Raw genomic sequence first — 18,024 nt, forward strand, 5'->3', positions numbered from 1 at the left:
GTCGGGCTGGTCGGGGTCGGCGTCGGGTTCGTGGTGCCGCCGTTGCAGACCGTGCCGTTCAACGTGAACTGGGCCGGCTTCGGGTTGCTGCCGCTCCAGGCGCCGTTGAAGCCGATGCTGGTGCTGGCGCCGGTGCCCAGCGAGCCGTTGTAGGACTCGTTCTGCGCGGTGACGTTCTGGCCGCTCTGCGACCACTTGGCCGACCAGCCCTGCTGCACCCGCTGGCCGCTGTTCGGGAAGGTGAAGCCGAGGTTCCAGGAACTGAGCGGGTCGCCGAGGTTCCTGATGGTCACCGAGGCGGTGAAGCCACCGGGCCAGTCGCTGGTGGTGTAGTCCACGCTGCACTGGGTCGCGGCCTGCGCCGCGGTGACCGGGAGGGTCACCAGTCCACCGGCGACCAGGACGCCGGCGCCGGTCAGCGCGAGCGCCCGGCTGCGGCCGGACAGCCTTCTCCACAGATTCATGCCACTGATCTCCTTGGGCGAGACCGGATCCGCGTACGGCCCGGTGGAAGGGCGCTCGGGCGTCCGCCGGGGGACGGATCGCCGGCGCCACGGGTGTGTTCGGGGGTGCCCGACCCGGACGGGCGTGACGGTGGTGGTGGAGGCCGGCCCGCACGGGACCGGTCGAGGAGTCGGACGCCGTCCGGTGACCCGGCTGCCCTCGACATCTGAACTCGCGGTGTGGCTCCCCGAACCGCGTGCAGTGATTCTTGCATGGGAGCGCTTCCATGGCAATGGCTCGATGCGAGGCGTCCCGACTGCGCAGAACCGAACCGCGCGCCGACCCCCAGAGCGGTGCCGACGGCCGGAAGACGGCACACCGGCGAAGTCCGCCACGCCACGGTACGGCGCGGCCCAGTCCACGCGGGCCCGTCCGACCCGACACGTCCCGGCCTCCAGCTGCGAGAGGCCAACAAAAGCGGCGTAGCACTCGTAACGCTCCCACCGCCCTTAAACTCCTAAACACGAATCTTTCCCCGGATAAGTCATGAACCGGTCTAACGTCGGTCGTAGCTCGACTGAAGGCGGGCTCAGGACAAAAAGGGATGGAGTTGACGCAGGTCATGGCTAAGAAGATGCTCGGGAAGGTCGTTGCGGGTGCCGCTCTCGGCGGTGCCGGCCTCCTCGTGTTCACCCCGGGGATGGCCTACGCGGGCGGGCACGACGACGAGGGCAAGGTCATCGCCAAGCCGCACGTGGTCAAGGCGGGCGAGACGGTCAAGCTGCTCGAGATCTGCCCGGAGGCGCAGGAGCACGCCTTCGTCTGGTCGAAGGTGACCGGAAAGGTCAAGCTCGAGCCCGTGCGCGAGCACGGCGACGAGCACGGCGACTGGAAGGACCGCGACAAGGGCGAGGACCGCGGCGACGAGCACGGCGACTGGAAGGACGCGGACCAGGGCCCCGACGGCAAGGACCGGCACGGTCGCGACGAGGAGAGCCGCGGCGACGAGCAGGGCAACCGCGACGAGCACGGCAAGGACGGCAAGGACGAGCACGGCAAGGACGACAAGGCCAAGGACGAGCACGGCAAGGACGAGCACGGCAAGGACGACAAGGACAAGGGCAAGGACGAGCACGGCAAGGACGACAAGGGCAAGGACGAGCAGGGCAAGCCGGGCGGCATGGGCGGCGGCGTGACCGCCGACTACGGCGACCAGGCGGCGGACCCCAAGGCCAACGGCGAGTACGGCCAGGGCGAGGAGTCCGGCTACGGCCGCGACAGCAAGGACCAGAAGGACAACAAGGACCAGAAGGACCACGGCCGCGAGGACGGGTCCAAGGGCGGCGACTACTCCGGCCACGACGAGTACAGCCAGGGCGGGGAGTCGGACTACGGCCGCGACGCCAAGGACGAGCACGGCAAGGACGACAAGGGCAAGGACGAGCACGGCAAGGACTGGCAGGACGGCTCCGACTACGGCCGCGACGGCAAGGACGAGCACGGCAAGGACGAGCACGGCAAGGACTGGCAGGGCGGCAAGGACGACGAGTCGGACTACGGCCGCGGCGAGGACAGCTGGGAGCACGGCAAGGACTTCGTCTACTTCGGCGAGGCCAAGGTCTCCAAGGACGCCCGTCCGGGCAAGTACGAGCTGGAGGGCTCCTGCGGCGAGGGCGAGCTGGTCGTCCTGCCGCGGGGCGGGGTCGACGGCGGTGACGGTGGCCTGACCACCACGAGCACCGACCGCGGCATGGCCGCCGGTGGGGCGGGCATGATCGGCGCTGCCGCCCTGGGCGGCCTGGTCCTGCTGCGTCGGCGGCGGGGCAATGGTCTCGTCTGACCAGACGGCGACACGGGCCGGCGGCCGTCACGGGAGACCGTGGCGCGCCGCCGGCGCGGCCGTCGTCGTCCTGCTCGCCATGGTGGGCGCCGGCCTGATCGGCGCGTCCTTCCGCACCGTGCCCCCACCGCAACCACCGCAGCCGCTCGCCCAGTCCGGGCCGGCCGACCCGGGCACCGTCTCCCCCGACGGCACGCACACGACTGACCAGCCGCCGGTGGAACCGGCCCCCGACGGCCCGGCCCTCTCCGGCGCGGCGACACCGGCCGGGATGTCCCGGTCGGCCCCCACCACCATCTCGATCCCGAAGATCGGCGTGCAGGCCGAGATCATGACCCTGGGCACCAACCCGGACGGCACCGTCGAGGTGCCCCCGCTGGACCAGGCCATGAAGGCCGGCTGGTACTCCCCCGGCGCCAGCCCGGGCGAGGCCGGCAACGCGGTCATCGTCGGTCACGTCGACTCCGCCGCGCTCGGCCCAGCCGTCTTCTTCAACCTCGGCGCGCTCCAGCCCGGCGACACCATCGACGTGGCCCGGCAGGACGGCTCGACCGCCACGTTCACCGTCAACGAGGTGAGGTCGTACCCGAAGACCTCCTTCCCCACGGAGGAGGTCTACGGCCCGTCGGACGCGCCCGGACTGCGGGTGGTCACCTGCGGCGGGGTGTTCGACCGCGGCGCCGGCAGCTACCTGAACAACATCGTGGTCTACGCCGACCTGGCCGGCTAGGCGCCGCGAACGGGCGCGCGGCCCGGTGGTCGGTCACCCGACCACCGGGCCGCGCCGGTGTTGCGCGTACGCGTCAGGCCGCCGCCGAGGTCCGCACCAGGGTGCGGATCTGCCGCAGCAGCACCGACAGGGCGGACAGGTCGGCCCGGGACTCGTCGAACTCCCCCATCGCCCGATGCGCCCGGTGGATCGAGGTGGCGTTCGCCTGTTCCCACTCCTGCACCCGCTCGACCGGCGGGAGGCTGTCCGGAGTGGAACCGAGGACCTCCGCGGTGAGCGCGGCCAACGCGGCGTACAGGTCGTAGCGCAGGGCCATCCGGGCCAGGGTCTGCCAGCGGTCCTCCCGCGGCAGCAGGGAGATCTTCGACAGCAGGGCGTCCACCCGGAACCGGTCGGAGAGGACGAAGTAGACCGAGGCCACCTCGCTCACGTCCCGGCCGGTCGACTGGGCGGTCTCCACCACGTCGAGCAGGCCGAAGCTGTACATCAGCCGGGTCGCCTGCTCGGCCAGGTCGCGGGGCAGCCCCCGGCCGGTCAGCGAGTCGATGTGGGCGGCGATCGCCTCCCGCTCGGTGCCGTAGAAGAGGTTCTCCAGCCCCGGCAGGAGCCGGGCCACGCCGTCGCGCAGGCGGGCGATCTCCCCCGGCACGTCGATCGGCGAGCGCCGGTTGGTGACCAGCCAGCGCACCGCGCGGTCGAGCAGCCGGCGGGTGTCCAGGTAGACACTGGTCTGCAGGTCGGGCGAGACCTTGTTGTCCAGCGCCTCGACCGCGTCCCACAGCTCGCGCAGCCCGAACACCTCGCGGACCACCACGTACGCCCGCAGCACGTCCGCCGCCGAGGCGGCCGTCTCCTCGACCACCCGGAAGAGGAACGTGATGCCACCCCGGTTGATCGCCTCGTTGACCAGGACCGTGGTGACGATGTCCCGGCGCAGCCGGTGCTGGCCCATCCGGTCGGCGAACCGCTCCCGCAGCGGGGTCGGGAAGTAGTTGACCAGGACGTCGGTCGTCCACTCCTCGTCCGCCAGCCCCTCGGCGACGATCTCCCGCTCCAGCACGATCTTCACGTACGCCAGCAGCACCGCGAACTCCGGCGCGGTCAGCCCGGTCTCGCCGCGCACCGCCAGTTCCTCGTCCGGCGGCAGCGCCTCCAGCGCCCGGTCCAGCTGACCGGCCCGCTCCAGCTCGTTGATCATCCGGCGGTGCACCGGGAGCAGCGAGGCGGCCTGGGCCTGGGCGTTGTTCAGCGCCCGGGCCTGGTCGTAGTTGTCCCGCAGCACCAGCTCGGCGACCTCGTCGGTCATCTGGGCCAGCAGCTCGTCGCGGTGCGGCGTGTCGAGCACGCCGTCGGCGACCGCCGTGTTCAGCAGGATCTTGATGTTCACCTCGTGGTCGGAGCAGTCGACTCCGGCCGCGTTGTCGATGAAGTCGGTGTAGATCCGCCCGCCGGCCGCCGCGTACTCGATCCGGCCGTGCTGGGTGAAGCCCAGGTTGCCGCCCTCGCCGACCACCCGGCAGCGCAGGCCCTTGCCGTCCACCCGGATGGCGTCGTTGGACTTGTCCCCGACCTCGGCGTTGGTCTGCGTCGACGCCTTCACGTAGGTGCCGATGCCGCCGTTCCAGAACAGGTCCACCGGTGCGGTGAGAATCGCCTTCATCAGCTCCTGCGGGCTGAGCTGCGTGACATCGTCGTCGAGGCCGAGCACCGCACGCACCTGCGGCGAGACCGGCACCGACTTGGCGGTACGCGGGTAGATCCCACCGCCGGCCGAGATCAGCTCGGCGTTGTAGTCCTCCCAGGACGACCGGGGCAGGTCGAACAGCCGCTTCCGCTCGTCCCACGAGGTGGCCGCGTCCGGATCCGGGTCCAGGAAGATGTGCCGGTGGTCGAAGGCGGCCACCAGCCGGATGTGCCGGGACAGCAGCATCCCGTTGCCGAACACGTCGCCGGACATGTCGCCGACGCCGACCACCGTGAAGTCCTGGGTCTGGGTGTCGTGCCCCAGCTCCCGGAAGTGCCGCTTCACCGACTCCCAGGCGCCCCGGGCCGTGATGCCCATCTTCTTGTGGTCGTAGCCGGCCGAACCGCCGGAGGCGAACGCGTCGCCCAGCCAGAAGTTGTGCGCGGCGGAGATCTCGTTGGCGATGTCCGAGAACGTCGCCGTGCCCTTGTCCGCCGCCACCACCAGGTACGGGTCGTCGGCGTCGTGCCGGACCACGTCCTGCGGCGGCACGATCTGGCCGCTGGAGATGTTGTCGGTGACGTCGAGCAACGCGCCGACGAACTCCTTGTAGCAGGCCACCGCCTCGTCCCGGTCGCCCGGCTTCTGCTTGAGCACGAAGCCGCCCTTGGCGCCCACCGGTACGATCACGGCGTTCTTCACCATCTGCGCCTTGACCAGGCCGAGCACCTCGGTGCGGAAGTCCTCGCGCCGGTCGGACCAGCGCAGGCCGCCCCGGGCCACCGGCCCGAACCGCAGGTGCACACCCTCGAACCGGGGCGAGTAGACGAAGATCTCGAACTTGGGCCGCGGCGCCGGCAGCTCCGGGATCGCCTGCGGGTCCAGCTTGAACGCCACGCCCGACTTGGGCCGCCCACCGGCCGGCTTCTGGTAGAAGCTGGTGCGCAGGGTGGCCTGGATCAACGTCAGGAAGGACCGCAGGATCCGGTCCTGGTCGAGGCTGGCCACGTCGTCCAGCGCCTCGCCGATCGCGGTGACCAGCTCGCCGCTGCGCTGCCGGCGCTCGTCCAGCGTGGACGCGCCCGGCCGGAACCGGGTCTCGAAGAGGTCCACGAGCAGCGAGGCGATCGTCGGGTACGCGATGAAGGTCTGCTCCATGTACTCCTGCGAGAACACGGTGCCGGCCTGCCGCAGGTACTTCGCGTACGCCCGCAGCACCACCACCTGCCGCCAGGTGAGACCGGCCCGGAGCACCAGCTCGTTGAAGCCGTCCACCTCGGCCTCGCCCCGCCAGGCGGCGGCGAAGGCGTTCTCCACGTGCGGGCGGACCTCGGCCAGCTCCTGGTGCGCCTCGGGCAGTTGCAGCCCGAAGTCGTAGAGCCAGATCCGGCCGTCGACGCGCTCCACCTCGTACGGGTGCTCGTCGACCACCTTGACGCCGAGGGAGTGCAGCACCGGCAGCACGGCGGAGAGCATCATCGGCTCGCCGTACCGGTAGACCTTGAACCGCACGTCCATGGTCTCGTCGACCTGGACGGCCCGCCCGGCGCCGTTGGTGCGCGGGGCGAGCTGCTTGCGGAACAGGTGCATCTCCAGCTGGCCCGACTCCTCCAGCAGCTCCAGCTTGGCCAGGTCCTTCATGGCCTCGTACGGCGTGTGGCCGTCCTTGTAGCCCTCCGGGAAGGCGTCGGCGTACCGGGCGAACAGGTGCTTGGCCTGCTCGTCGCCGAGCTTGCGCTCCAGCACCAGCCGGTAGTCGTCGTCCCACAGCCGGGTCGCGTCGGCCAGCTCCTCGGCGAGCAGGTCGGCGTCGATCTCGCCGGGCGGGCTGCTCGGGTCGGTCCGGACGATGAAGTGCACCCGGGCCAGCATCGACTCGGTCACCCGGGTCGTGTAGTCGACGCCGACGCCGTTCAGCTCGCGCAGCAGGATGTCCTGCATGCGCAGCCGGTTCTGGGTGGTGAAGCGGTCCCGGGGCAGGTAGATCAGGCAGGAGATGAACCGCCCGTACGCGTCCCGGCGCAGGAACACCCGCAGCTGCCGGCGGCCGGCCATGCGGAGCACACCGATCACCGCGTGGTAGAGGTCGTCGGTCTTGATCTGGAACAGCTCGTCGCGGGGGTAGGTCTCCAGGATCTGCAGCAGGTCCTTGCCGGAGTGGCTGCGCAGGCTCAGGCCCGAGCGGTCCAGCACCTCGGCGACCTTCCGCCGGACCACCGGCAGCTCCTGCACGCTGGTCCGGTAGGCCGCCGTGGAGAACAGGCCCAGGAAGCGCCGCTCCCCGACCACCTCGCCGGCCTCGTTGAAGATCTTGAAGCCGATGTAGTCGAGGTAGGCCGAGCGGTGCACGGTGGCCCGCGAGTTGGCCTTCGTGATGATGAGCAGGCGCTTCTCCAGCACCTTCTCGTGCGCCTCGGGCGTCATCGAGTTCAGCGACCGGGCCTCCGGCGAGTCGGACCGCAGGATGCCCAGCCCGGTGCCGAGGACGGCCTCCAGGGCCTGGCCGCCGTCCGCGCCGTCGGTGTCGACCAGCCGGTACTCCCGGTAGCCGAGGAAGGTGAAGTGGTCGTGCGCCAGCCAGCGCAGCAGCTCCACCGAGTCGGTGATGTCCTTCTCCGGCACCGGCGGGCGGTTGTCCGAGGTGCGCGCCGAGGCCAGCTCGTCGGCGAGGGCCAGGGCACGCTGCCGCATCTTCGGCCAGTCCTCGACGGCCTCCCGCACGTCGGTGAGCACCCGCTGCAGCTCCCGGCGCAGCTTCTCCCGCTCCGCCGCGTCGCGCACCGGGTCGATCTCGATCCGCATCCAGCTCTCGACCAGGTCGCCGGCGATCGCGTCGTCCGGCTCCACGTCCGCCGAGACCTCGGTCAACCGGCCCAGCGGCTCGCGGCGGACCACCACCAGCGGGTGCACCAGCAGGTGCACGTCGAGGTGGTGCGAGTTCAGCAGCGCGGTCACCGAGTCGACCAGGAACGGCATGTCGTCGGTGACGATCTCGATCACCGTGTGGTGCTGCTCGGCGTCCGGCTCGTGGATGCGCAGCTTCAGCTCGCCCGGCACCCGCTGCTGGGCGAGGTCCCGGTGGGCCCGCGCCGCGTCGAGCATCTCCTCGGCGGTGAAGCCGATCAGCTCCTCGTCCGGCGCGAACCGCCAGAACCGGCCCACCAGGGTGGCCGCGTCGTGGTCGTCACCGGCCAGCGCGACCGCCTGGGCGACCAGGCGCTCCGCGTTGGGAACCGGCTCGTCCAGCTCGTCCTCGGTCTCGTCGCCCAGCGCCTGCGCGGGCAGGCCCAGGTCGTAGAGGGTGTCGATGCTGGAACCGGTCATCCCGGTCACTCCTGTGTCGAGACGGCTGAAACCGTCCCCGTCGGTCGCCGAATCGAAGCTGTCATCGTCCCGGCTGGTGTCAGCCTGCCGGAGGTCGGGTCCCGGTTTGATCGCCGGACGCCGGTCCATCGGTGCCACTCCCCTCGACCCACCGCGTTGTGGGTCACTCTGCCGCCCAGCCTAGGCCTGCCGCTGTGCCCCTTCGTCGGCGGACCACTGGCCGGACGTCCGGATCGGGACTCTGTCCTTTCACCCGTTGCGGGTCCGTGGTCGGCCGGTCGCGGAGTACCCGGACTGGCGATGTTCATCACACTGCCACACGGCACTCTTTGCCTGCGCAAGGGCCGTGCCGGGGCGGTGGCGAGCCGCGCGTCGTACTAGCGTGCAGAGCAGTTTCGTACCGGAGGGACCGCTTCATGCTCCTGTCGTACCCCGTCCACCGCCGCCTCTCCCCTCCCCGTCGGGCCCTCGTGGCGCTGGCCGCCACCGTGCTGGCGGCGGGCGCGCTGACCGCGTGCTCGGGCGAGGACGGGCCGGAGCGGAGCGTCGACGCCTTCCTGAAGGGCTGGCGCTCCGGCGACCTCCAGGCGGTCGGCTTCATCGACCCGACCGGCGCCAAGGTGCCGGCGGCCGAGGTGACCAAGGAGCTCCGGTCGCTCGCCGGCGAGCTGGCCGGCAGCCCGCCGAAGCTGGAGCGCACCGGCGACGTGAAGGTCGAGGCCGACATCGCCACCGCGCGGGTCCGGCTCACCTGGCCGCTGCCCGGTGCCACCACCTGGACCTACGAGAACCCGGTACGCCTCCGGCACGGCTCCGACGACCAGTGGCAGGTCATCTGGGAGCCGAGCGTCGTGCACGAGAAGCTGGAGTCCGGCGACCGGTTCGCGCTGCGCCGGGAGGCCGCGCCCCGGGCCGGCGTGCTGGACGGCGCCGGAGCCCCGCTCGTCGCGCCCCGCCCGGTGGTCCGGGTGCAGGTGAACCCCGCCGGGGTCAAGGACGCCAAGGCCCTGGTCCGGCAGCTCGACGCCGCGTTCAAGGCGGTCCGGCCCGCGCTCACCCCGCCGGTCGACCTGTCCGACCTGCCGAAACGCCTGAGCGAGGCGGAGCGGGGGTCGCTCGTCGAGGTGGTGACCCTGCGCGACGAGGCGTACCGGCAGATCAAGCCCCGGATCTACGACCTGCCCGGCACCCAGTTCCACTCCGACAAGCTCTTCCTGGCGCCGACGCGGGAGTTCGCCCGGGCCCTGCTCGGCTCGGTCGACCCGGCCCAGGCCGACGACCTCAAGGCCCACCCCGACAAGTACGTGCGCGGTGACCTGGTCGGCCACGGCGGCCTCCAGGGCCGCTACGACGACCGGCTGCGCGGCACCCCCGGGGTCACCGTGATCACCGAGCGCCCCGCCCCGGACGGCACCACCGCACCCAGCGGGGTCGAGGCGTACCGCAGCGAGCCCAGGGCCGGCCAGCCGCTGAAGACCACCCTCGACGTGGCCACCCAGAACGCCGCCGACGCGGCGCTGCGCGGGCAGGCCCGGCGTTCCGCCCTGGTGGCCGTCCGGATCAGCGACGGCGCCGTGCTGGCCGCCGCCAACGGCCCCGGGGCGGCCGGCGAGAACCTCGCCTTCACCGCCCAGGTGCCACCCGGCTCGACCTTCAAGATGGTCAGCGCCCTGGGCCTGCTCGACCGGGGCGCGGTCACCCCGGAGGCGACCGTGCGCTGCCCGAAGACGTTCGAGGTCGACGGGCGGTCCTTCAAGAACTCGGACAACTTCGAGCTGGGCGACGTCCCGTTCACCACCGACTTCGCCAAGTCCTGCAACACGGCCTTCACCTTCCTGGCCCCGAAGCTCGGTCCGGACGGGCTGGCGCAGGCGGGCCGCACGCTCGGCCTGGAGGCGCCCTGGGACCTGGGCACCGACGTCTTCACCGGCAAGGTCTCCGTCAACGGCTCGGCCACCGAACAGGCCGCCGCCGCGATCGGCCAGGGCACCACCGTGGTCAGCCCGCTCGCCCTGGCCGGCGCCACCGCCGCCGTGGCCCGCGGCCACTGGGAGCAGCCCAAGCTGCTGCTCGACCCGGCCCCGGCGAAGGCCGCCCCGGCCGGCGCGGCGCTCAAGCCGGAGTCGGTGACGGCGTTGAAGACGATGATGCGCGCGGTGGTCACCGGCGGCACGGCCGGCGTCCTGGCGGACGTCCCCGGCGAGCCGGTGTACGGCAAGACCGGCACCGCCGAGTACGACAACAACCCGGCGCACACCCACGCCTGGTTCGTCGGCTGGCAGGGCGACGTCGCGTTCGCGGTCTTCGTCGAGCAGGGCGGTTCGAGCACCACCAGCGCGGTCCCGATCGCCGAACGCTTCCTGCGCGGCCTCGGCGCCCGCTGACGCCGGCTCAGCACCACCTCGCCGAGGTGGCGGTGTTCACGCCCAGCGGACACCCCCGCCTCGGCGAGCCGGTGTCGATCAGGCGATGTCCACGCCCGGCCGGGCCGCATCCGGCTCCGCCACCGGCGTCGTGGGCTCGTCCTCGCCGCCGGCCACCCGCCGCAACAGGCCCGGCCCGGCGGCCGCCGCAGGCCCCACGGGCTCCGGCGCGGCCGATTCATCCGCCCCGGCCGCCCGGCGCAGCAACCCGGAGCCGACCGGCTGCGGCTCGTCCGCCTCATCCACGCCGACGACCCGGCGCAACAGGCCCGGACCGGACTGGTCGGTGGCAGGCTCGACCGCCGGGCGGTCTCCGTCGGTGTCGGCGGGTTCGTCCCCGGCCCGGGTGGGGGCCGGGCCGATCGGCTCCACGGCCACCGCGGGCGCGGGGACGGCCGCCGGGCCGGGCAGCACGTCGCGCGCCGGTGGCCGGCCGTTGCCGGGGCGGGGCGCCGGGGCGACCGGGCCGGCCGGCAGCAGCCGGGGCGGTGTCGCGCCGGGTGCCGCGACCGGCGCGAGCCCGGCCACCACGGTGTTGACGATCTCGGCGGCGTACGACCCGTCGGGGTCGTAGTCGGGGTCGAAGACGGTCAGCTCGACGCCGAGGCAGTGCGGGGTGTCCACCAGGCCGGTGAGCAGGATCTCCAGCTCGGCGAACGCGATCCCGCCCGGGTCCGGCGCGTCGACCGCGGGCATCACGGCCGGGTCGAGCACGTCCACGTCGATGTGCACCCAGTAGCCGGCGCAGTCGGCCAACTGCTCGTGCGCCCACTGGGCGGTGCGGGCCGCGCCCTCGGCGCGCAGCGCCGGCACCGGCCGGGTGGTGATGCCGGCGGCCTGGAGGTCGAGCCGGTACTCGTCCTGGGCGCGGATGCCGAGCACCACCACGTCGATGTCCCGGAAGTAGGGGCGCCGCCCCTCGATGGCGGCCAGGTCGGCCTGACCCCGGCCGGTGACCAGGGCCAGGTCCTCCCCCGCCGCCGCGCCCACGTAGGAGGCGTTGCCGGGGTGCCGGAAGTCGGAGTGGCCGTCGACGAAGACCAGCCCGATCCGCCCGCCGACCGCCTCGCCGAGCCGGTGCATGGCCAGCGCCGAGCCGAGCAGGACCGAGCAGTCCCCGCCGAGCACCAGCGGGAACTCACCCCGGTCGATGATCGCGCCGATCCGGTCGGCGAGCGCCACCGAGTAGCCGGAGATCTCCGGTGCGTGGCAGACCCCGTCGCCGGGGCGCCAGTCACCGGGGTCGTACCGGGGCGGGGTGAGGCAGCCGGCGTCGCGGGCCCGCAGCCGGGCGAGCAGGCCGTGGTCGCGCAGCGCGCCGGGCGCCTTGACGCAGCCCGGGACGGAGGTGGACGTGGGTGGGCGCAGGCCGAGGTTCGTCGGCGCGTCGAGGACGGCGATCCGGCGCATCATGGGCTCCCGTCCTCGGTGGTCGGGCGGGCCGGCCGGTACGCCGGCCCGCGCTGGCGTGCGTGAACTCAGAACAGGGCGCTGGCCAGGGCGCGTCGGGCGGCCGCCACGGCGGGGTCGTCCGGCCCGGCGATCGTGAACAGCGACACCAGGTGCTGGCGGACCTTCTCCCGGTCGTCGCCGGCGGTCCGGCGGACCAGGCCGACGAGCCGGGCGTACGCCTGCTCGGCCAGCCCGCTGAGCACCTCGATGTCGGCGGCCAGGAGCTGGGCCTCGATGTCGTCGGGCGCCTGCTCGGCGGCGGCGAGCGCGGCGCGCGGGTCGGCGCCGGCCACCCGGCGGGCCACCCCGACCTGGGCCAGGCCGGCCTCGGCCGCGCTGTCCGCCGGGCTCTCGGCCAGGATCTTCCGGTACGCCGCCTCGGCGGCCTCCAGGTCGCCGGACATCAGGGCGTCGTCGGCCTCGGTGAGCCGGGGGTCCTCCGGCTCGGCGACGGTGACGCCACCGGCCTTGAGGATGGCCTGGATCCACTGGCGGAGCTGGGCCTCCGGCACCACGCCGGAGAAGGCGTCGATCGGCTGCCCGCCGACCACCGCGTAGACCATCGGGATGCCCTGGACCCGGAACATCTGGGCGAGCCGCGGGTTGGCGTCGACGTCGACCCTGGCGAGCACCCAGGCGCCCTCGCCCTCGGCGGCCAGCCGCTCCAGCACCGGCGAGAGCTGCTTGCAGGGCTCGCACCACTCGGCCCAGAAGTCCACGACCACCGGGGTCGTGAGCGACCGCTCCAACACCTCGGACTGGAAGGTCGCCTCGGTCACGTCGATGACGGCGACGCCGCCACCCGCCGGGGGGCCACCGGGCACGCCGGCCGGCGGGCCGGCCTGGCTCGGGGCGGTGGGACGGGAGGGTTCCGGGGTGCCGCGCAACGCGCTGAGGTCGACCGCGCCGCGGGTGAAGATCGACGAGGTGATCCGTGGGTCGCTCATGGTTATCTAGTCTCGCACGTGCCCCGCGGAACTCGGATCAACCGCCACGGCGGCAGTTGCGACTCTCACGCCTGGTCGGGATGCACCGAGGGGCCCCTTCCCGACGCCTCGCGTCCGGAAGGGGCCCCCTCGGTGCGCTCAGAAGCGGGCGGGCTCGCGGTAGACGCCCCACTCGCCCCGCAGCGCGTCGCAGATCTCGCCCAGGGTGGCCTCGGCCCGGACCGCGTCCAGCATGGCCGGGATCATGTTCTCCCCGGTCCGGCTGACCTCGACCATCCGCTGCACGGCGGCCTTGACGGCGGCGTCGTTGCGGCCCGCCTTGCGCTCGGCCAGCACCCGGCGCTGCTCCAGCTCGACCTCGTGCGAGATGCGCAGGATCTCCAGGTCCTTGGCGACCGTGCCGGTGTGGCAGTTGACCCCGACGATCCGCTTGTCGCCCTTCTCCAGCGCCTGCTGGTAGACGAACGCCGACTCGGCGATGTGGCCGGTGAACCAGCCGTCCTCGATGCCGCGCAGGATGCCCGAGGTCATCGGGCCGATCTTGTGCGGACCCTCACCGCCGAGCTGCCGGATCCGGGCGAAGATCTCCTCCGCCTCGGCCTCGATCTTGTCGGTCAGCGCCTCGACGTACCAGGAGCCGCCGAGCGGGTCGGCGACGTTGACGACACCGGTCTCCTCCATGAGCACCTGCTGGGTGCGCAGGGCGATCTCGGCGGACTCGTCGGTGGGCAGGGCCAGGGTCTCGTCCAGGGCGTTGGTGTGCAGCGAGTTGGTGCCGCCGAGCACGGCCGCCAGGGCCTCCACGGCGGTCCGCACCACGTTGTTGACCGGCTGCTGGGCGGTCAGCGACACCCCGGCGGTCTGGGTGTGGAACCGCAGCCACTGGGCCTTCTCACTGGTGGCGCCGTAGACGTCGCGCAGCCAGCGGGCCCAGATCCGGCGGGCGGCCCGGAACTTGGCGATCTCCTCGAAGAAGTCCACGTGGGAGTCGAAGAAGAAGCTCAGGCCCGGGGCGAAGACGTTGACGTCCAGCCCGCGCGAGAGTCCCAGCTCGACGTAGCCGAACCCGTCGGCCAGCGTGTACGCCAGCTCCTGCGCGGCGGTCGAGCCGGCCTCCCGGATGTGGTAGCCGGAGACCGACAGCGGCTTGTAGCGCGGGATCTCCCGGGCGCAGTACTCCATGAGGTCGCCGATGAGGCGCAGGTGCGGCTCCGGGTCGAAGAGCCACTCCTTCTGCGCGATGTACTCCTTGAAGATGTCCGTCTGGAGCGTGCCGTCCAGGGTGGACAGGTCGGCGCCCTGCCGCTCGGCGGCGACCAGGTACATGCAGAACACCGGGACGGCCGGGCCGGAGATGGTCATCGAGGTGGTCACGCCGGCCAGGTCGATGCCGTCGAAGAGCACCTCCATGTCGGCGGCCGTGTCGATCGCCACGCCGCAGTGGCCGACCTCGCCGAGCGACTGCGGGTCGTCGGAGTCGCGCCCCATGAGGGTCGGCATGTCGAAGGCGACGGAGAGCCCGCCGCCGCCGGCCCCGAGGATCATCTTGTAGCGCTCGTTGGTCTGCTGGGCGTTGCCGAACCCGGCGAACTGCCGGATGGTCCAGGTGCGCCCGCGGTAGCCGGTCGGATAGAGCCCCCGGGTGTACGGGAACTCGCCCGGCCAGCCGATCCGCTCGAAGCCCGGGTAGGGCACCCCCTCCGGCGGCCCGTAGACCGGGTCGACGGCCATCCCGGACAGCGTGGTGAAGTCCGCGTCGCGCTTGCGGGCGGCGTCGTAGCGGGCCTGCCAGCGGGCCCGACCGGCGGCGATCTCGTCGGCGTCCATTCGCGGAGCTCCTCCTCGAGTCCTGGGATGCAGACCGAGTGTAGAACGCCAGCCTGAACGATCGCTAAGCTTGCGCCTACCGACCGGTAACCTGATCAGGCCGAGGGGACCAGCGGCCCGCCCAGCGCCACGTCGTCGACCCGGATGTTGATCTCGTCGACCCGCAGCCCGTACGCCTCGACCGCCGAGGTCACGGCGGCGCGGACCCCGTCGGTCACCTCGGGCACCGGCCGGCCGCCGTCGATGACGATCACCAGGTTGACCACCGCCGCGCCGTCGGTGACGTGCGCCGAGCAGCCGCGCCGGGCGTCGCCCACCTGGTCCAGACCGACCCGGTCCAGCACGGCGTTGAAGAAGCGGGCCACGTCGCCGCCCAGCTCGGCCACCCCGGGCACCGACTTCGCGGCGGCCACCGCGATCTTCTCCACCACCTCGTCGGAGACGTGCGTCGCACCGCCCGCCACCGCGCTCGGGGTCACCGACAGCTCCTGGGTCGCCTCGTCAGCCATGCTCTCCCACCACAGACGCGCACCGCCCCACGGGTCCGTGAGACGGTGCGAGCGTACTAGGCGCGGTTGCTCCGCAGTGGACCCGTCAGGCGCCCAGCTGCGCCAGCAGCTCGCCGGCCGCCGCGTACGGGTCGACCGTGCCCTCGGCCACCCGGGCCGCGAGCGTCGGCAGCTGCGTACCGTCGCGCAGCGAGCCGATCCGGTCCCGCAGGGTGCCGAGCGCGATCGCCTCGATCTCGGCGGCGGCCCGCGCCTCCCGGCGGCGGCGCAGCTCCCCGTGGCGCTCCAGCCAGTCGCGGTGCTTGTCGATCGCGGCGGCGATGTCGTCGATGCCCTCGCCACGGGCGGCGATGGAGCGCACCACCTGGGGCCGCCACTCGCCCGGCCCGCGCTCACCCAGCGCGATCATGCCCTGGATGTCGCGCACCGTGGCGTCGGCGCCGTCCCGGTCGGCCTTGTTGACCACGAAGACGTCGGCGATCTCCAGGATGCCGGCCTTCACGGCCTGGATGGCGTCGCCCATACCCGGTGCGAGCAGCACCAGCGTGGTGTCGGCCAGCGAGGCCACCTCCACCTCGGCCTGGCCGACGCCGACGGTCTCCACCAGCACCACGTCGCAGCCGGCGCCCTCCAGCACCCGCACCGCCTGCGGCGTGGCCGCGGAGAGCCCGCCGAGGTGACCCCGGCTGGACATCGAGCGGATGTAGACGCCGGGGTCGGTGGCGTGGTCCTGCATCCGGACCCGGTCACCGAGGATCGCGCCGCCGGTGAACGGGCTCGACGGGTCGATGGCCAGCACGCCCACCCGGTGGCCGCGCGCCCGCAGCGCCCGGACCAGCTCGTTGGTCGTGGTGGACTTGCCCACCCCCGGCGAGCCGGTCAGGCCGACCACCTGGGCGTGCCCGGCGTAGGGCGCGAGGGCCGCCGCGACCTGCGGCAGCACCTCGTCGCCGGACTCGACCAGGGTGATCAGCCGGGCCACCGCGCGGGGGTCACCCGCGCGGGCCCGCTCGACCAGCAGGGGTACGTCCCGGCTGCGGCGCACCGAGCCGGCGGCCGCCGCCGGGACGTTCTGGACACTGTTGTTCACAGTCAGCTCTCGGCACCGTTCGGGACGTGGATGATCAGCGCGTCGCCCTGGCCACCGCCGCCGCAGAGCGCGGCCGCGCCGGTGCCGCCGCCGCGCCGCTTCAGCTCCAGCGCCAGGGTGAGCACCAGCCGGGCGCCGGACATGCCGATGGGGTGGCCGAGCGCGATCGCGCCGCCGTTGACGTTCACCTTGTCGGTGCTGATCCCGAGGTCCCGCGCGGACTGGATGCCCACCTGGGCGAACGCCTCGTTGATCTCGATGAGGTCGAGGTCGGAGACGCTGAGCCCGCCCTTCTTCAGCGCGTGCTGGATGGCGTTCGACGGCTGCGAGTGCAGGGAGTTGTCCGGGCCGGCCACGTTGCCGTGCGCGCCGATCTCGGCCAGCCAGGTGAGCCCCAGCTCCGTGGCCTTGGCCTTGCTCATGACGACCACCGCGGCGGCGCCGTCGGAGATGGGCGAGGAGCTGCCGGCCGTGATGGTGCCGTCCTTCGTGAACGCCGGGCGGAGCTTGCCGAGCGACTCGGCGGTGGTGTCCGGGCGGATGCCCTCGTCCTCGCCGACCACCAGCGGGTCGCCCTTGCGCTGCGGGATGATCACCGGGGTGATCTCGTCGGCGAAGTGGCCGTTCTTCTGGGCGGCGGCGGCGCGCTGGTGGCTGGCCGCGGCGAACGCGTCCTGCTCCTCGCGGGTGATGCCGTGCTTCGCCCCGAGCCGCTCGGTGGACTCGCCCATCGAGCAGCAGTCCCAGGCGTCGGTGAGACCGTCCAGGGCCATGTGGTCCTTGATCGTCACGTCGCCGTACTTGTAGCCGGAGCGCTGGCCGAGCATCAGGTGCGGGGCGTTGGTCATCGACTCCATGCCGCCGGCCACCACGATGTCGAACTCGCCGGCCCGGATGAGCTGGTCGGCCAGGGCGATCGCGTCCAGCCCGGAGAGGCAGACCTTGTTGATGGTCAGCGCCGGGGTGGACATCGGGATGCCCGCCTCGACGGCGGCCTGGCGGGCCGGGATCTGACCCGCGCCGGCCTGGAGCACCTGACCCATGATCACGTACTGGACCTGGTCCGGTGCCACGCCGGCGCGCTCCAGCGCTGCCTTGATCGCGACGCCACCGAGCTTCGTCGCCGGGAGGTCCTTGAGGTTGCCCAGCAGGCGCCCCATCGGGGTCCGCGCGCCGCTGACGATCACCGAAGCCATGCCTGCCTCCGAGGGGGGTGCCGACCTGTACACCTTAACGATTGTTAGGACGCACCATATCTGCCCGGGAACCGCGACAGCACGGTGACCCCGAGCACGTCCGCAATGTGATCCAGTCACGACGGTCGATAGCTGTTCGGACGTTCAGCCCTGGCGCGGGCGGCGCCGGCGCGGCGGCACCGGGCCCCTGGGCAGCGACGCCAGGGACGGGCGCGCCCCTCGGGCGGCCACCTCGATCCGCGGCGTCCGGTCCGGCGGGAGGTGCTCCCGTTCCGCGACCACCACCACGTCGACCTTCCCGTCGATCATCATCTGCCTGACGTCGTCCCACGGTGCCGTGGTGATGATCCCGAGGAGGCCGTAGCGGCAGCATCTGGCGTGGTCCAGGCAGGCCATGAGGTGGGGTTCGATCGGGTCGACGTGGGAGGGGATCCAGATCGCGGCAACGGGACGTGACAGTGAACTCACCATCCGTACTCTTCACCGTGTGCAAGTTGCAGATCAACCGCGCACCGTCCGGGTTCGCATATGCCGAACGATCGATGAGCTGGGGCTACT

Annotated in this window: 11 protein-coding genes and 1 pseudogene; 3 read left to right on the forward strand and 9 right to left on the reverse strand. The window is 72.5% G+C overall.

Going from position 1 to position 18,024, the window contains the following annotated elements; translation table 11 throughout:
• The coding region (locus F8274_RS04080) for a cellulose-binding domain-containing protein (protein ID WP_192579696.1) at positions 1-464 on the reverse strand (464 nt) is incomplete at its 3' end.
• A 602-nt stretch (positions 465-1,066) separates the two neighbouring features.
• Here F8274_RS04080 and F8274_RS04085 point away from each other — a divergent pair.
• Positions 1,067-2,284, forward strand: coding sequence for a hypothetical protein (locus F8274_RS04085; protein ID WP_225853598.1), 1,218 nt, complete (start codon positions 1,067-1,069; stop codon positions 2,282-2,284).
• Positions 2,271-3,014 carry a class F sortase gene (locus tag F8274_RS04090; protein ID WP_151460923.1) on the forward strand — a complete coding sequence of 248 codons (744 nt, stop codon included), beginning with the start codon at positions 2,271-2,273 and terminating at the stop codon, positions 3,012-3,014. The genes F8274_RS04085 and F8274_RS04090 overlap by 14 nt, the downstream gene beginning before the upstream one ends.
• Positions 3,015-3,087: 73 nt before the next feature.
• Here F8274_RS04090 and F8274_RS04095 read toward each other — a convergent pair whose 3' ends face one another.
• Positions 3,088-8,151: an NAD-glutamate dehydrogenase gene (locus F8274_RS04095; RefSeq protein ID WP_151460924.1), complete on the reverse strand. Its 5,064-nt coding sequence runs from the start codon at positions 8,149-8,151 to the stop codon at positions 3,088-3,090.
• A 287-nt stretch (positions 8,152-8,438) separates the two neighbouring features.
• Between F8274_RS04095 and F8274_RS04100 the strand changes: the two genes are divergently transcribed.
• Complete coding sequence (locus tag F8274_RS04100; protein ID WP_151460925.1) at positions 8,439-10,406, forward strand: penicillin-binding transpeptidase domain-containing protein; 1,968 nt, start codon at positions 8,439-8,441, stop codon at positions 10,404-10,406.
• 309 nt (positions 10,407-10,715) lie between these two features.
• On the opposite strand, the pseudogene F8274_RS04105 reads toward F8274_RS04100, so the two are convergent.
• The 7 genes and pseudogenes from F8274_RS04105 to F8274_RS04135 form a co-directional block, all read right to left on the reverse strand.
• Positions 10,716-11,858, reverse strand: a pseudogene (locus F8274_RS04105) (arginase family protein); the annotation flags it as partial.
• A 65-nt stretch (positions 11,859-11,923) separates the two neighbouring features.
• Positions 11,924-12,844, reverse strand: a complete 921-nt coding sequence (locus tag F8274_RS04110; RefSeq protein WP_151460926.1) for a tetratricopeptide repeat protein — start codon at positions 12,842-12,844, stop codon at positions 11,924-11,926.
• 138 nt (positions 12,845-12,982) lie between these two features.
• A complete protein-coding gene (locus F8274_RS04115; protein WP_151460927.1) occupies positions 12,983-14,671 on the reverse strand; it encodes a methylmalonyl-CoA mutase in 1,689 nt (562 codons plus the stop codon).
• Positions 14,672-14,766: 95 nt separating this feature from the next.
• Positions 14,767-15,180, reverse strand: coding sequence for an Asp23/Gls24 family envelope stress response protein (locus F8274_RS04120; RefSeq protein WP_151460928.1), 414 nt, complete (start codon positions 15,178-15,180; stop codon positions 14,767-14,769).
• Positions 15,181-15,265: 85 nt separating this feature from the next.
• On the reverse strand, positions 15,266-16,270 hold the full coding sequence (meaB, locus tag F8274_RS04125) for a methylmalonyl Co-A mutase-associated GTPase MeaB (RefSeq protein ID WP_151460929.1): 1,005 nt from the start codon (positions 16,268-16,270) through the stop codon (positions 15,266-15,268).
• 2 nt (positions 16,271-16,272) lie between these two features.
• Positions 16,273-17,466 carry an acetyl-CoA C-acetyltransferase gene (locus F8274_RS04130; RefSeq protein ID WP_151460930.1) on the reverse strand — a complete coding sequence of 398 codons (1,194 nt, stop codon included), beginning with the start codon at positions 17,464-17,466 and terminating at the stop codon, positions 16,273-16,275.
• A 144-nt stretch (positions 17,467-17,610) separates the two neighbouring features.
• Positions 17,611-17,937: a hypothetical protein gene (locus F8274_RS04135; protein ID WP_151460931.1), complete on the reverse strand. Its 327-nt coding sequence runs from the start codon at positions 17,935-17,937 to the stop codon at positions 17,611-17,613.
• Positions 17,938-18,024 lie beyond the last annotated feature (87 nt).

The organism is Micromonospora sp. AMSO31t (assembly GCF_008868175.1).
Classification (GTDB): domain Bacteria; phylum Actinomycetota; class Actinomycetes; order Mycobacteriales; family Micromonosporaceae; genus Micromonospora.